13 protein-coding genes are annotated in these 13,576 nt (G+C 74.5%); 2 read left to right on the top strand and 11 right to left on the bottom strand.

Annotation, left to right across the window (positions count from 1 at the left end; genetic code table 11):
* Nucleotides 1–4 precede the first annotated feature (4 nt).
* From PU704_RS05045 to PU704_RS04995, 11 genes are all read right to left on the bottom strand, one after another.
* The gene (locus PU704_RS05045; RefSeq protein WP_277550472.1) at nucleotides 5–1,765 is read right to left on the bottom strand and encodes a glycosyltransferase family 4 protein; all 1,761 of its coding nucleotides are present in this window, start codon (nucleotides 1,763–1,765) and stop codon (nucleotides 5–7) included.
* A gap of 100 nt (nucleotides 1,766–1,865) precedes the next feature.
* Complete coding sequence (locus PU704_RS05040) at nucleotides 1,866–2,897, bottom strand: LCP family protein (protein WP_277550471.1); 1,032 nt, start codon at nucleotides 2,895–2,897, stop codon at nucleotides 1,866–1,868.
* Nucleotides 2,898–3,018: 121 nt separating this feature from the next.
* Nucleotides 3,019–4,086, bottom strand: coding sequence for a lipoate-protein ligase LplAB (locus PU704_RS05035; RefSeq protein ID WP_277550470.1), 1,068 nt, complete (start codon nucleotides 4,084–4,086; stop codon nucleotides 3,019–3,021).
* 167 nt (nucleotides 4,087–4,253) lie between these two features.
* Entirely contained in the window at nucleotides 4,254–4,514 is a 261-nt protein-coding gene (locus PU704_RS05030; protein ID WP_047802707.1) for a type B 50S ribosomal protein L31, read from the bottom strand.
* 192 nt (nucleotides 4,515–4,706) lie between these two features.
* Nucleotides 4,707–5,261 carry an AMIN-like domain-containing (lipo)protein gene (locus tag PU704_RS05025; RefSeq protein WP_277550469.1) on the bottom strand — a complete coding sequence of 185 codons (555 nt, stop codon included), beginning with the start codon at nucleotides 5,259–5,261 and terminating at the stop codon, nucleotides 4,707–4,709.
* Between the two features lie 148 nt (nucleotides 5,262–5,409).
* Nucleotides 5,410–6,231 (bottom strand): TrmH family RNA methyltransferase, encoded by an 822-nt coding sequence (locus tag PU704_RS05020; protein WP_277550467.1) that lies wholly within the window; start codon nucleotides 6,229–6,231, stop codon nucleotides 5,410–5,412.
* Between the two features lie 90 nt (nucleotides 6,232–6,321).
* Nucleotides 6,322–7,188: a sulfite exporter TauE/SafE family protein gene (locus PU704_RS05015; RefSeq protein ID WP_380113157.1), complete on the bottom strand. Its 867-nt coding sequence runs from the start codon at nucleotides 7,186–7,188 to the stop codon at nucleotides 6,322–6,324.
* A 12-nt stretch (nucleotides 7,189–7,200) separates the two neighbouring features.
* Nucleotides 7,201–7,986, bottom strand: a complete 786-nt coding sequence (locus PU704_RS05010; RefSeq protein ID WP_277550465.1) for an ABC transporter ATP-binding protein — start codon at nucleotides 7,984–7,986, stop codon at nucleotides 7,201–7,203.
* 60 nt (nucleotides 7,987–8,046) lie between these two features.
* Nucleotides 8,047–8,964 carry an enoyl-CoA hydratase/isomerase family protein gene (locus tag PU704_RS05005; RefSeq protein ID WP_277550463.1) on the bottom strand — a complete coding sequence of 306 codons (918 nt, stop codon included), beginning with the start codon at nucleotides 8,962–8,964 and terminating at the stop codon, nucleotides 8,047–8,049.
* Entirely contained in the window at nucleotides 8,961–10,196 is a 1,236-nt protein-coding gene (locus PU704_RS05000) for a CaiB/BaiF CoA transferase family protein (protein WP_277550461.1), read from the bottom strand. Before PU704_RS05000 ends, PU704_RS05005 begins: the two co-directional genes overlap by 4 nt.
* 57 nt (nucleotides 10,197–10,253) lie before the next feature.
* Nucleotides 10,254–11,639, bottom strand: coding sequence for an SLC13 family permease (locus tag PU704_RS04995; RefSeq protein ID WP_277550459.1), 1,386 nt, complete (start codon nucleotides 11,637–11,639; stop codon nucleotides 10,254–10,256).
* A gap of 208 nt (nucleotides 11,640–11,847) precedes the next feature.
* On the opposite strand from PU704_RS04995, the gene PU704_RS04990 reads away from it, so the two are divergent.
* Both PU704_RS04990 and serB read left to right on the top strand, forming a co-directional pair.
* Nucleotides 11,848–12,546 carry a FadR/GntR family transcriptional regulator gene (locus tag PU704_RS04990; protein ID WP_047802712.1) on the top strand — a complete coding sequence of 233 codons (699 nt, stop codon included), beginning with the start codon at nucleotides 11,848–11,850 and terminating at the stop codon, nucleotides 12,544–12,546.
* Between the two features lie 65 nt (nucleotides 12,547–12,611).
* Nucleotides 12,612–13,547: a phosphoserine phosphatase SerB gene (gene serB / locus PU704_RS04985; protein WP_075871604.1), complete on the top strand. Its 936-nt coding sequence runs from the start codon at nucleotides 12,612–12,614 to the stop codon at nucleotides 13,545–13,547.
* Nucleotides 13,548–13,576: the final 29 nt, after the last annotated feature.

The following is a 13,576-nucleotide window of genomic DNA, read 5'->3' as shown; positions in this document are numbered from 1 at the left end:
CGGCTCAGGCGGTGGCCTCCCGCGGATCGGCCCGGCCGGTCAGGTGGTCGTAGACCTCGGCGGCGTCGGCCGCCACGGCCTGCCAGGTCCGTGCCGGGACCGCCCGGCGCCGGGCCTCCCCGCCCAGGCACCGGCGCACCACCGGACACTCGAGCATCATCTGCAGGACGGTGGCGAGGGTCTCCGGGTCCTCCGCCGGGGTCAGCAGCCCGGTGATCCCGTCGGCCACCGTCTCGGCGAGCACCGGCAGCCGGGAGGCGACCACCGGGGTGCCGGTGGCCAGGGCCTCCACGGCCGCGGTCGGGACCGTGGAGCGGGTGACGGGCTCGTCCCGGCGCGGGACCACGAACACGTCGAAGGCCTGGTGGTGGAGCAGCACCTCCTCGTCGGTGAGCCGCCCGGCGAACCGCACCCACCCGGCCGGTCCCAGCCGCCGGGCCAGCGCCTCCAGCTCCGCCCGGGCGGGGCCGTCGCCGACGATCACCACGAGCAGCTCGGGGACCCGCTCGGCCACGAGCGCCGCGGCGCGCAGCAGGTCGTCGAGGCCCTCCCGCTCGAGCAGGTCCGCGACGGCGCCCACGACCGGGGCGGACTCGGGCAGCCCGAGGACCCTGCGGGCCTCCTGCCGGGGGCGAGGGTCGGCGAGGTAGGGTCCCTCCACGGCCGGGGGCGCGACACGGGTCGGCACCGGGCCGGTCGGCAGGGCGCGCGTGAGCTCCCGGAGCCGGTCCTGCATGGCGCGGCTCGGGGCGACCACGTCGTCCGCGGCGCTCAGGAGCTCGGCCTCCCGCGCGCAGCACATCCGGTAGCGCTCGCTCGCGGCGGCCTCGGCGGGGCGGGTGGCCGCCCACCGGTCGGCCGGCAGCTCCCCCACCTCGTACACCCACGGGATCCCGAGGGCCTGCGCGACCGCCCGGGTGACGAGGGCGTTGTCGCCGTGGCTGGTGGTGCGCAGCACCGCGGGCCGGGCCCGCAGCGCCAGCTCCAGCAGCGCCTGGGCCTCGTGCTGCAGCCGGGCCGTGGCCGTGCCCGTCCGCTCGGCCGGGGGGATGCGGTGGTAGGCGACGCCGTCCACGGTCCACGCGCCCGCGGGGCGCCGGGACGGGGTGTGCGGGGACGGGCCGGGGCGGACGACGGCGGTCACGGTCCAGCCCGTGGCCGCGGTCGCGGAGAGCAGGGCGTGGACCCGCGGGGCACGGCGGCGCGGCCGGTCCCCGGTGAGCACGTGGAGCACCGAGGCGGGGTCCGGCCGGTAGCCGACCACCGGTGTCAGGGCGGGACGCCAGCCCGAGAGCAGCCGCAGCTCCTCCTCGTAGCGGTGCAGCTGCCGGCGTTCGCGCGGCGTGGCCAGGCCTGCGGACACCGCGCGGCGCAGCCCGACCACGGCCTCGGAGACCCGTCCCACGTGCCGGTGCCGCCGGGCCCGCGTCCCGGCCAGGCCCCGCGTGCCGGGGGGCACCAGGGCGAGGTAGCGGTCCGCCTCGGCCACCCGGCCCGCCGCGAGGGCGAGCTCGGCGAGCTGGTGGGCCGAGCGGGGCGTGGGGCGCCCGCCCTCGGCGCGCCGCAACCGGGCGGCGAGGTGCCGGTCCATGCCCGGACCCGCGGCCGGGCCGCGTGCCACCGCGGCACCGGCCTCGGGCCAAGGGCTGCGCAGCAGCACCCGGGCGGCCGGGCGGGCGGCCAGGGTGGTCAGCAGGCGGGCGGCCGACAGCCGCGGGGGCGCGGTCCCGTCGTCCAGGGGGAAGGGGCGGGGGGTGTGCGGCATGGCTCTCTCGGGGGGTCAAGAGGGGCCGTCCCGGTCGATCACGGGGCGTGCTGCGGGCGGGGAGGGGAACCCGCCGGTGCGGGGGGCCTCCGGCGGGGCACTACTGATCGTCTGCGCTCAGCGTAGCAAGATATCCCCCCAGATTGTCCTCCGAAATGGCCTCGCCGAGGCCGGCCATCGCCTCGAGGTCCGGCACCACCACCGACTGCCCGTCCGGGGACCAGCCGAGGCCCTGCTGCGGCGCGGTGGCCAGGTGCAGGTTCCCGGCGGAGAGGCCGGCGAGGTCGGGGGCCAGCCCGGCGATCCACCCGGCGTCGAGGCCTTCGCTGACCACCAGGTAGGGCGAGAAGCCCTCGACCACGGCGTGCAGCCGGAACGGGTTGAGCAGCGTCTGCGGGGCCAGGGCCCGCTCCAGCGCCGCCCGGAGGTAGGTGCGCTGGTTGGCCACCCGCTGGAAGTCGCCGTCGGCGAAGGCCTTGCGCTCCCGGACGAACTCGAGGGCCCGCTCCCCGTCCATGTGCTCGGGGCCCTGCTCGAAGGTCATGCCCTCGTTCGAGACGAAGTCCTGGGGCACGTCGACCGTGACCCCGCCCAGGGCGTCGGTGAGCGCCTGGAAGCCGGCGAAGTCCACCTCGGCGACCTGGTCGACCCGGGTGCCGACGAGGTCCTCGACCGTCTCGACCATCAGGGGCACGCCGCCGAGGTCGAGGGCCGCGTTGATCTTGGCCTCCCCGACGCCGGGGATCGGCACCCAGGTGTCCCGCAGGATCGAGAGCACGTAGGCCTCGCCGCCGCCCTCGGGCAGGTGCACGAGCATGACGGTGTCCGCCCGCTGCCCCTCCACCCCCACGTCCGCGCGTCCGCCGGGCTGGGTGTCGGCGCCCAGCACCAGCACCGTGGTGCCGCGGTCCTGGGCCGAGCCCGCGGCCGGGCGGGCGGACTCGGCCGGGAAGGCGTCGTCCAGGACCTGCGTGCGGGCGTCGAAGGTCCGCCCGAGGGTCCAGAGGAACAGTGCGGCGGCCACGGCCAGCACGAGCACGAGGCCCAGCAGCACGAGCAGCACCCGCCGCACGGCGTGCCGGGGACGGAGCGGGACCGGCGCGGGGGCGCGGTCGTGGTCGGCGAGGGACATGGGGTGCTCCGGGGTCGGCGGGGACGGCGGGCGGGAGTGCCGCGCCGGGCGGCGCGACCCCCCGCGGGCCATGCTAGGCCTCCGCCGCTGCGGAATCCCTGGGAACGAGGACCACCCCGGCTCAGGGCACGCGGGTGAGCCACTCCTGGGTGCCGAACTTCGTGTCGACGAGCTCGCGGGCGGCGGCGAGCTCGTCCTCGCCGACCGCGCCGGGCACGGCCGCGTAGCGCCCGGTGAAGACCTCCAGCAGCTTGTCCACGACGTCGGCCCGCGCCATGCCGGTCTGGCGCCGCAGCGGGTCCACGCGCTTCTTGGCCGAGCGGTGTCCCTTGTCCGAGAGCTTCTCCCGGCCGATCCGCAGGACCTCGGTCATCTTCTGGGCGTCGATGTCGTAGCTCATCGTCACGTGGTGGACCATGCCGCCGCCGGCGAAGCGCTTCTGCGCCGCGCCGCCGATCTTGCCGTGCTCCGTGGCGATGTCGTTGAGCGGGACGTAGAAGGCCTCCAGTCCCATCTCCTGGAACGCCTGCATCACCCACTGGTCGAGGAACGGGTAGGACTCCGAGAAGCTGAGCCCGTCCACGAGCGTCTGGGGCAGGTAGAGGGAGTAGGTGATGCAGTTGCCGGCCTCCATGAACATGGCGCCGCCACCGGACACGCGCCGCACCACGGAGATGCCGTGCCGCCGGGCCCCCTCCGCGTCCACCTCGTTGCGCAGGGACTGGAAGGAGCCGATCACCACGGACGGCTCGTCCCAGTCCCACAGCCGCAGGGCGGGCCGGCGCCGGCCGGCCCCCACCTCCCGGGCCAGCACCTCGTCCAGGGCCAGGTTCTCCACGGTCGGCCGGACCGTGGGCGGGATGACCTCCCACGCGTGGTCGTCCCACGTCGTGGCCCGGGCCAGGGCGCGGCGCACCGCGGTGGCGATCGCCTCCGGGGAGAAGCCGAACAGGACGACGTCGTCCGCCAGGCCCGCCCGCACGGCTCCGGCGATCTGCTGGGGCGACGCGTCCTCCTCCAGCCCGGTGAGCGCCGCGTTGATGTCCTCGAGGGCATCGTCGGGCTCCAGGAAGAAGTCCCCGTTGACGGAGACGTCGGCCAGGCGGCCGTCGACGACGCTCAGGTCGGCGACCACGAGCTTGCCGCCCACCACCTTGAACTCCCCGTGCCGCCGCTCGTGCTGGTCCATCCGTGCTCTCCCGTCCTGCGTGCCGCTGGTCCCGGGCCAGCCTACGCCCGGTGGCGCGCCGTGCGCCCGGAGCCCAGCGGCGCCGGGCCCCGGGCACGACGCAGGCCCGGACCGATCCGGTCCGGGCCTGCGTGCGGCGCTGCGGGATCCCGCGGGCGGGACGGGGGTCAGCTGCCGGACTTGCCGAAGTTCTTGAAGCGGGCGTTGAAGCGCTCCACGCGGCCGGCGGAGTCCATGATGCGCTGCTTGCCCGTGTAGAACGGGTGGGACTCCGAGGAGATCTCGACCTCGATGATGGGGTACTCGTTGCCGTCCTCCCACGTCTCGGTCTTCTGCGAGGTGGCGGTGGAACGGGTCAGGATGGTCTTGCCGGAGGCCAGGTCGCGGAAGAGGACCGGGTGGTAGTCCGGGTGGATGTCAGTCTTCATGGGGTTCAAACCTTCTGTCGGTGCCTGGATTTTGCCAGGCACGGTTTCGCTCGGTGGACGGTGCGCCGTCGTCGTCCGGCCGCGGTGCCGTGGAACGGACGCGCGCGCGGTCCCGTGCGGGAGGCACCAGCGCTCCAGCCTACCGGATCCCCGCCCGGACTTCACGCCCCCGGGCGGGGAGGTCCGGACCGATCACCAGCGGTGGGCGACGTCGACCACGAGCCGCGAGCCGTCGCCCGGCCCGTCGAGGACGAACACGCGGAACGGCAGCCGGGCCCGGACCCCCAGGCCGACGGACGTCCGCGCCTCGAAGCTCCCGCCCCAGGCGACCTGCCGGAAGGTCCGGTAACCGGCGACGTCCACGAGCTCGGAGCCGTTGCGGAACGTGTACGTGGCCCTGCCGCGGTCGTCGTAGGCCGGGGCGTCGACGGTGATCACCAGGTCCCGTCCGCGCAGGGCGATCGGGTCTCCGGAGCCGATGCCCGTGAACGCCTGGTAGCGGACGTCGTAGCCCCGCAGCCGGCCGTCCAGGTCGATCACCAGCCGGTCGAAGCAGGCGTGCTCCCCCGCCCGGACGTCGGTGACGTGGGGGTAGCGCGGTGTGCTGGCCTCGCCGCTGCGGGCCTTCGCCCCGGATCCCCAGGTGATGCCGCAGTACGGGGCCGCGGCGTTCGCGCTGCCGGGGACGATGAGCCCCAGCCCCATGGCCAGCACCAGTGCCGCCAGCCATGAGATCAACTTCTTCATGACACACCTTCTCGGTCGTCCGCCCGCCGGCCGCCGGCTGGTGCCGCGGTTGTCGCAGCGACGGCGGACGCCTCCAGGATAGTCTTCGCAGATGCCAACGGCCCTGGTGAGAATGGGATCGACGCCCGAACCGTTACGATCGACGGCCTCAGCGACCGGGCCGGGTCTCCCAGAACGCCACGGCGGAGGCCGCGGCGACGTTGAGGGAGTCCACGCCGTGGGACATGGGGATCTGCACCGTGAGGTCCGCGTGGTGGACGGTGGCCGCGCTCAGTCCGTCCCCCTCGGTGCCCAGGACCAGGGCGAGCTTGCGGTCGCGGCGGGCGGAGAGCTCCTGCAGGGTGATCGAGTCGTCGCTCAGCGCGAGCGCCGCCGTGGTGAACCCCGCGTCCTTGACCCGCTGCAGGTCGGCGGTCCAGTGCTCCAGCCGCGCCCAGGGCACCTGGAACACGGTGCCCATGGACACCCGGATGGCCCGCCGGTACAGGGGGTCGGCGCACCGGGGGGTGACCAGCACGGCGTCGACGTCGAGCGCGGCGGCCGAGCGGAAGATCGCGCCCACGTTGGTGTGGTCCACGATGTCCTCCAGGATCGCCACCCGCGACGACGAGGCCAGCAGCTGCTCCAGGCCCACCGGTGCCGGGCGCTGCATGGCCGCGAGGGCGCCGCGGTGCAGGTGGAAGCCGGTGATCTGCTCGAGCACCTCGTCCGGGCCGACGTACAGGGGCACGTCAGGGTGGGCGGCGAGCACGTCGGCGAGGTCCTCCAGCCACTTCTCCGCCATGAAGAAGGACCGGGGCGAGTGCCCGGCGGCGAGGGCCCGGCGCAGCACCTTGGAGGACTCGGCGATGTACATGCCCCGCTCCGGTTCGAGCTTGCGCCGCAGCCTGACGTCGGTGAGCCGGGCGTAGTCGGCCACCCGGGGGTCGTCGGCGGACTCGAGGCGGTGGAGCTGGGGGAAGTCGGTCACGGGGTCTCTCGTCGGCGGCGGCGGGGGTCGATCCGATGGTAGCCCGAGCCGGGCCGGGTCCGGGCGCCCGCCCGGACCCGGTCGGGGAGCTCAGAGCAGTTCGGCGACCAGGCTCACCAGGGCGACCACGCCCAGCACCACGATGACCGTGCGCAGCGCGACCGGGGAGAGCCGGCGGCCGATCTTGGCGCCGGCCCACGCCCCCACGGACGAGCTGAGGGCGATGAGCAGGACCGCCCACCAGTTGATCCGGTCGAACGCGAAGAGGATGTAGGAGGTCGCGGCCACGATGTTGACGACGGCCACGAGCACCACCTTCACCGCGTTGGCCGCCTGGAGGGACGCCAGCAGGAACACCCCGAGGACGCCGAGCAGGAGCACGCCCTGGGCGGCCACGAAGTAGCCGCCGTAGATCCCGGTCAGGAACACGAGCAGGTACAGGGAGGCCGGCTGCGCGGCGCGGTCCGGGTCGATGGGCCGCGGGGTCTCCCCCCGGGCCTCGGCGGCCGCACGGGCGGCGGCCGCCTGCGCGTCCTTGCGGCGGCGGACCACCGCCTGCAGGCGGGGCTGGAGCACCACGAAGCCGAGGGCGACGACGATCAGCACCGGCGCGGCGTAGCCGAACACCTCCTCGGGCAGGTGCAGCAGCAGCCACGCCCCGATCACCCCGCCCACGGCCGAGGCGGGCACGAGCTTGAGCAGGGTCCGCTCCACCCCCCGGAGCTCGGCGCGGTAGTGCCACGCACCCGTGAGGTTGCCGGCGATCAGGCCCATGGCGTTGGACATGGAGGCGGTCACCGGCGGAACGCCCATGGTCACGAGCACGGGGAAGGTGACCAGCGTGCCCGAGCCGACGATCGTGTTGATCAGCCCGGCGGCCACCCCGGCGAGCAGGATGAGGGCGGCCTGCCACCACTCGAACGGGAAGCCGGCGGCGAGGTCGGTCAGCGTCTCCAGCACGACGGCCGGTCAGGGACGGCCGAAGGCGGCGTAGCGGTCGCCCACCTTCACCAGCTTCAGGGGCAGGCCGAACGTCTCGGAGAGGTTCTTCTGCGTCATCACGGTCCGGACCGGGCCCGCGGCCACCACCCGGCCCTCGCGCAGCAGCAGCGCGTGGGTGAAGGCGTCGGGCACCTCCTCGAGGTGGTGGGTGACCATGACGACGGCCGGGGACGACGCGTCGCGGGCGAGCTCGTCGAGCCGGGACACGAGGTCCTCGCGCCCGCCGACGTCCAGGCCCGCCGCCGGCTCGTCGAGCAGCAGCAGCTCCGGGTCGGTCATCAGGGCGCGGGCGATGAGCACGCGCTTGCGCTCGCCCTCGGACAGGGTGCCGAAGCGGCGCTCGGCCAGCGGCTCGAGCCCCCACGCGGCCATGAGCTGCCGCGCCTGGGCCTCGTCGGCGTCGTCGTAGCTCTCGATCCACCGCCCGGTCACGCCGTAGGCGGCGGTGACCACGCAGTTGAGCACGGTCTCGCCCTCCGGGATCTGGCCGGCGAGCACCGTGGAGCTCAGGCCGATCCGCGGCCGCAGCTCGAAGACGTCGACCGCGCCGAGGATCTCGTCGAGGATGTCGACCATGCCGCGGGTGGGGTGCAGGCGGGCCGCCGCGATGGACAGCAGCGTGGTCTTGCCGGCGCCGTTGGGGCCCAGGATGACCCACCGCTCGCCCTCGTTGACGACCCAGTCCACGGAATCCAGCAGGGTCTTCCGCCCGCGGACGACGCTGACGTCCACCATCTCCACCACAGCACTCATACCGGCCACTCTAGGACACGCGGTGCGCCGCCCCGGCGCACCGGCCCGGCGGAGGCGCCGTCAGGAGCGGGCGGCACGGCGCGGCCACCGACCCCGGACGATCGGGGCGCGGTGCTCCTTCCCGGGGCGGGCCGCGCCGCTGCGGGCGGCCCAGAACTCCTCGCCCGACCAGCGGAAGCGGGGTGGTCTCCTGGCCAGGAAGGCCTGCTGCCCGATGCGGGCGTCGGGACCGTCGAGGACCTGCCGGAACAGGGCCTCCGAGGTCCCGTCCGTCCCGAGGGTGCCGGGCACGGCGCCGGCGCTGAGCCGGACGAGGTGCTTGTGGGCCTGCGTGCTCAGCTGCGAGCGCTGCGCCAGGCCCGTGACCACCTCCGCGAGGACCCGGTCGAAGTCCTCCTCCGCGACCACGCGCGTGAGCATGCCCCACCGCTGGGCGTCGGCGGCGCTCACCGTGTCGCCGGTGAGCAGCAGGTAGGAGGCCGTGCCGGGGCCCACCAGCCGGACCAGCGCCTCGACGCCGGAGGCGGGGAAGACGATGCCGATGCGGGCCGGGGTCAGCCCGATCCGCAGCGAGGCGGAGCCGATGCGCAGGTCACAGGCCCCGGCCAGCATCCAGGCCCCGCCCATGCAGTAGCCCTCCAGCGCGGCGACGGTGGGCTTGTGCACCGCCGCCAGGGCGGTCTCGGCCTCGGTGAGCAGCCCGCCGCGGGGCAGTCCGGTGCCGGGCTCGCCCAGGCACTCGAAGAGCTCCCCGATGTCCGCCCCGGCGGAGAAGACGCCGCCGGCGCCGCGGAGCCCGATCACGCGGACGTCCGGGTCGGCGTCGAGCTCCTCCAGCAGACCGGGCAGGGCGGCCCACATGGCCGGGGACAGGGCGTTGCGCCGGTCGGTGCGGTCCAGGACCAGCCACGCCACGGGACCGTCGCGCCGCACCTGCACGGTGCCTGCCGGGACCTCCGGCACGGGCTGGGCGGTCATCGCCGGGCCTCCTTCGGCCGGGGGGTCGTGCCGGGCCCCGTGGTCCCCAGCCAGGCGCGCACGGACCCGCCGTGCTGGTCCAGGACGGGCGGGGCCGCGTGGGCGCGCCGGGTGGTCTCGTCCGCGTCGCCGGGGGCGAAGAACCGCACCGCGGGACCGGGCAGCTCGACGGGCCCCAGGACCTCGTGCTCGACGCCGACGACCAGGCCCTGCGAGCGGACCTGCTCCCAGGCGTAGACCTCGTCCAGGGTGCGCACCTTCCCGGCGGGGATGCCGATCTGCTCCAGCCGGGTCAGCAGCTCCTCGGGCCCGTAACTGGCGAAGGCCTCCTCCACGGCGGCGATCACCGCGGGGCGATTGCGGACGCGGTCGGCGTTGCTCGCGAATCCCGCCCGCTCCGGGTCGATCCCGAAGGCCTGCGCGAAGGTGCGCCACAGCTTCTCGCTGCCCACGCTGATCTGCACCCTTCCGCCGCGGCAGGAGAACAGGCCGTAGGGGGCGATCGAGGGATGGTGGTTGCCCTGGGCGGCCGGCACCTCGTGGGCGACGGTGGTCCGGGTGCCCTGGAAGGCGTGCACCCCCACCACGGCGGACAGCAGGGAGGTCCGGACGACCTTGCCCTGCCCGGTGCGCTCGCGCTCGTAGAGGGCGGCCAGCGCCCCGTAGGCACCGTTCATCCCCGCCAGCAGGTCGGCGATGGGCACGCCCACCCGCTGCGGGTCCTCGGGCCCGGAGCCGGTCAGCGACATCAGCCCGGCCTCGCCCTGCACGATCTGGTCGTAGCCGCTGCGCCGGGACTCCGGGCCGTCGTGGCCGAACCCGGTGATGGACAGGACGACCAGGCGGGGGTTGAGCCGGTGCAGCTCCTCGACGGAGAAGCCGAGCCGGTCCAGCACCCCGGGCCGGAAGTTCTCCACCAGGACGTCCGCGCGCTCCACGAGCGCCCGGAGCACCTGCACGCCGTCGTCGGACTTGAGGTCCAGGGCGACCGACTCCTTGTTGCGGTTGCAGGACAGGAAGTAGGTGGCCTGCGGGTTCTCGGCGGGGCCCACGAAGGGCGGGCCCCAGCCGCGGGTGTCGTCGCCCGTGCCGGGGTTCTCGATCTTGATCACGCGGGCGCCGAGGTCGCCGAGCATCATGGCCGCGTGCGGACCGGCGAGGGCGCGGGAGAGGTCGACGACGAGGGTTCCGGCCAGCGGGCCCTCGAGGGTGTCGGTGGTGGTGTCGGGCATCGGGTGTTCCTCCGGGTCGGCTCGGGTCGGACTGGGGTCGGGGCGGGCGCGTGGGGGCTACAGCCAGCCGGGGGCGACCATCACGCCCCAGACCAGCAGGGGGCCGATGACGACGACGCCCGTGGCGTAGACGAGGATCTTCTTGTAGAAGGCGTCGCGGTCCACGCCGGCGGGGGCGTTGGCGAGCACCAGGGCGCCGTTGGTGGAGAACGGGGAGACGTCCACGATGGTCGAGGAGACCGCCAGGGCGCAGATCAGCCCGGTCGCCCCGACGTCCCCGGCCAGCAGGAAGGGCACGGCCAGCGGGATGAGCGCGGCCAGGATGGCGGTCGAGGACGCGAAGGCCGAGACGACGGCGCCGATGTAGCAGATCAGCAGCGCGGCCAGCAGCGGCATGCCCATGCCGGCCACCCCGTCCGAGACGTACTCGATGGTGCCGGCCTCCTGCAGCACCCCCACGAAGGTGAGCATGCCGCCGAGCAGCAGCACGGTGGACCAGTCGATCTTGTTGACCGCGCCCTTCTGCGCCTGCGGGGAGACCAGCGCCAGGACGACGGCCACGGTGATGGCCACGAAGCCGACGTCCACGCCGAAGCCCAGGGCGACGACGGCCAGGACGACCAGGCCGACGATGGTGGCGACCTGCGGCACGAGACTCTCCCGGCCCGCGCCGCCCGTGGCCGGCGGCGCGGAGGAGCCGGCCGGGTCGCGGGGACCGTACATGCCGGAGCCGAAGCCCTTGAACGCGACGTCCCTGTCCCCGGCGTGACCGGCGGCGACCTTGCTGCGGGACAGCCGCGCCTCGGCGGCGCGCTCCACGAAGTCCTCGGCGCGGGCGGAGACGAGGCCCCGGCCGCCGAGGGCGACGAACAGCACGACGGCGATGAGCAGGTTGAACACCAGGCTGGAGAGGAACACCGCGGTGGGGCTGACGTCCAGGCCGGCCTGGGCCACGATGCCGTTGACGGTCACGCCGTACACGGCGATGGGCGAGAACCCGCCGCCCTGGGCGCCGTGGATGACCATCATGCCCATCATCAGCGGATTGATCCGGTACTTGGCGGCGAAGCTCTGCGCGATCGGGGCGATGATCGCCACGGCCGCCGGGGAGAGGGCTCCCACGGCGGTGATCACGGCGGTGATGAAGAACATGATCCACGGGATCAGCGCCACCCGGCTGCCCACGAGCTTCACGGCGCCCTGCACCAGCAGGTCCACGGTGCCGTTCTTCTGGGCGATCGCGAAGAGATAGGTGACGCCCACGATGGTCAGGAACAGGCCGCCGGGGAACGCCTCGAGGATCTGGTCGGTGTCCATGCCCAGCACGAGGACGCCCAGCACGAAGGCGCCCACGAAGGCCAGCGCCCCCATGTTGACGGGCAGGACGGTCGCCACGACGAACATCGCGGCGAGGATGATGATGGAGAGCACTTCAGGGCCCATGGGTCTGCTTTCTGACGGTGGCGGGGATCGTCCCCGCGGCGGCCCCCGGCCGTGATGTGATCAGGGCCACAGGTTTTGGACTAGCCAATAGGACACCTGACCGCTTGTCAACAGGGCGGGTACGATGAGGTGCAACGGTGCGGGGCCGCGGCGCCGCACGACGACGACCCGGGCGCTCCGCCCGGCGCAGAGCACGGGGAGGCCGGCGATGGCAGGGGCCCGGGGACTGGACCGCGTGGAGCGGCCGCGGCTGTACGAGCAGGTCGTCGAGCGGCTGCTGGACCACGTCATCGAGCAGCGTCTCCGGCCCGGCGACCGCCTGCCGCCCGAGCGCGATCTCGCCGAGCGGCTGGGGGTCTCCCGAGCCACCGTGGCGCAGGCTCTCGTGGCCCTCGAGGTGCTGGGGGTGATCGACGTCCAGCACGGCAACGGGGCGGTGCTGCGCTACCGGCCCAGCAGTGCGGCCGTGCTGCGCGGGCTGCGCGAGCACACCGACCGGCTGCCCGACATCGTCGACGCCCGCAGCGCCGTGGAGACCAAGATCGCGGAGCTGGCGGCGCTGCGGCGCACCCCCGAGGATCTGGCGGCCGTCGAGGAGGCCCTGGAGGTCATGGACCGCGACATCGCCCGGGGCGGACGCGGTCTGCAGGGCGACGAGCTGTTCCACGCCGCCGTCACCGCGGCCGCCCACTCCGCCGTGCTGGCCCGCCTCATGACGTTCATCTCCGACCTGGTCCGGGAGACCCGCATCGAGTCGCTGAGCCAAGAGGGCCGGCCCGAGCGGTCCCTCGAGTCGCACCGGGCCATCGCCCGTGCCGTTCGCGAGCAGGATCCCGAGGCGGCCGCCCGGGCGATGCTCGAGCACATCCGGCTGGTCTCCGACGTCGCGGTGCTCCGCCCCGAGTGAGCGCCCGGCCCGGGCGGGCGCCCGGTGTGGCAGGGGACGGCCGGGCACCCGGATACACTGACGGCATGACCACCGACCTCGCCGTGATCGCGTTCGCCCAGAATCCGGACCCGGAGGCCCGTGAGCGCATCCTCACCCTCGTGCGGGACGCCGGTGCCGAGATCGAGCGGTTCTCGACCGTGCGGGTGACCGGCCCCGGCTCCGCGGGCCCGGACGCGGAGGTGCCCGGCTACAACGCCTTCACCGCCCGCGTGCACGGCACCGAGGCGTCCGCCCTGCTCGCCGCGCTGCGCCCGGACCCGCTGTCCCCGCTGCTGCCCGGCGTGGACGTCAACGTCGTGCCCACCACGATGCTCGACCCGGAGCGCAAGAAGCTGCTGGTCATGGACGTCGACTCCACGCTCATCCAGCAGGAGGTCGTCGAGATGCTCGCCGCCCACGCCGGCCCGGAGGCCGAGGCCGAGGTCACGGCCGTGACCGAGGCGGCCATGCGCGGGGAGGTGGACTTCACCCAGTCCCTGGTCGCCCGGGTGGAGACCCTCGCCGGGCTGCCGGCGAGCGCGATCGACGAGGTCCGCGCCGCCGTGCGTCTGTCCCCCGGCGCCCACGTGCTGATCAAGGCCTTCCTGCGGGAGGGCCACGCCGTGGCGGCGGTGTCCGGGGGGTTCCTGGGCGTGCTCACCCCGCTCGCCGAGCAGCTGCAGCTCACCCGGCACGCCGCCAACCTGCTGGAGGTCGCCGACGGCCGGCTGACCGGCCGGATCGTCGGGGACGTGGTCGACTGCACGGCCAAGGAGCGCTTCCTGCGCACCTGGGCCGCCGAGCTGGACGTCGCCCTCGAGGACGTGATCGCCGTGGGCGACGGCGCCAACGACATCGACATGGTCACCGCCGCCGGCCTCGGCGTGGCGTACAACGCCAAGCCCGCCCTCCGCGCCGTCGCCGACGCCCAGATCAACCTGCCCAACCTGGACGCGGTCCGCTTCTTCGCCGACCTGTGAGCCGGGCGGCGGGCCGGCCGGCCCTCCCC

The sequence above is a fragment of the Kocuria oceani genome (assembly GCF_029524215.1).
Lineage (GTDB): Bacteria > Actinomycetota > Actinomycetes > Actinomycetales > Micrococcaceae > Kocuria > Kocuria oceani.
Note: the sequence above shows the minus strand (reverse complement) of the source record. Positions and strands in the feature narration are given on the sequence as shown.

Bases quoted from the DNA above. Each gene is read 5' to 3' on its own strand.
- PU704_RS05045 (WP_277550472.1), bottom strand. From the start codon at position 1,765: ATGCCGCACACCCCCCGCCCCTTCCCCCTGGACGACGGGACCGCGCCC.
- PU704_RS05040 (WP_277550471.1), bottom strand. From the start codon at position 2,897: ATGTCCCTCGCCGACCACGACCGCGCCCCCGCGCCGGTCCCGCTCCGT.
- PU704_RS05035 (WP_277550470.1), bottom strand. From the start codon at position 4,086: ATGGACCAGCACGAGCGGCGGCACGGGGAGTTCAAGGTGGTGGGCGGC.
- PU704_RS05030 (WP_047802707.1), bottom strand. From the start codon at position 4,514: ATGAAGACTGACATCCACCCGGACTACCACCCGGTCCTCTTCCGCGAC.
- PU704_RS05025 (WP_277550469.1), bottom strand. From the start codon at position 5,261: ATGAAGAAGTTGATCTCATGGCTGGCGGCACTGGTGCTGGCCATGGGG.
- PU704_RS05010 (WP_277550465.1), bottom strand. From the start codon at position 7,986: ATGAGTGCTGTGGTGGAGATGGTGGACGTCAGCGTCGTCCGCGGGCGG.
- PU704_RS05005 (WP_277550463.1), bottom strand. From the start codon at position 8,964: ATGACCGCCCAGCCCGTGCCGGAGGTCCCGGCAGGCACCGTGCAGGTG.
- PU704_RS05000 (WP_277550461.1), bottom strand. From the start codon at position 10,196: ATGCCCGACACCACCACCGACACCCTCGAGGGCCCGCTGGCCGGAACC.
- PU704_RS04995 (WP_277550459.1), bottom strand. From the start codon at position 11,639: ATGGGCCCTGAAGTGCTCTCCATCATCATCCTCGCCGCGATGTTCGTC.
- PU704_RS04990 (WP_047802712.1), top strand. From the start codon at position 11,848: ATGGCAGGGGCCCGGGGACTGGACCGCGTGGAGCGGCCGCGGCTGTAC.
- serB (WP_075871604.1), top strand. From the start codon at position 12,612: ATGACCACCGACCTCGCCGTGATCGCGTTCGCCCAGAATCCGGACCCG.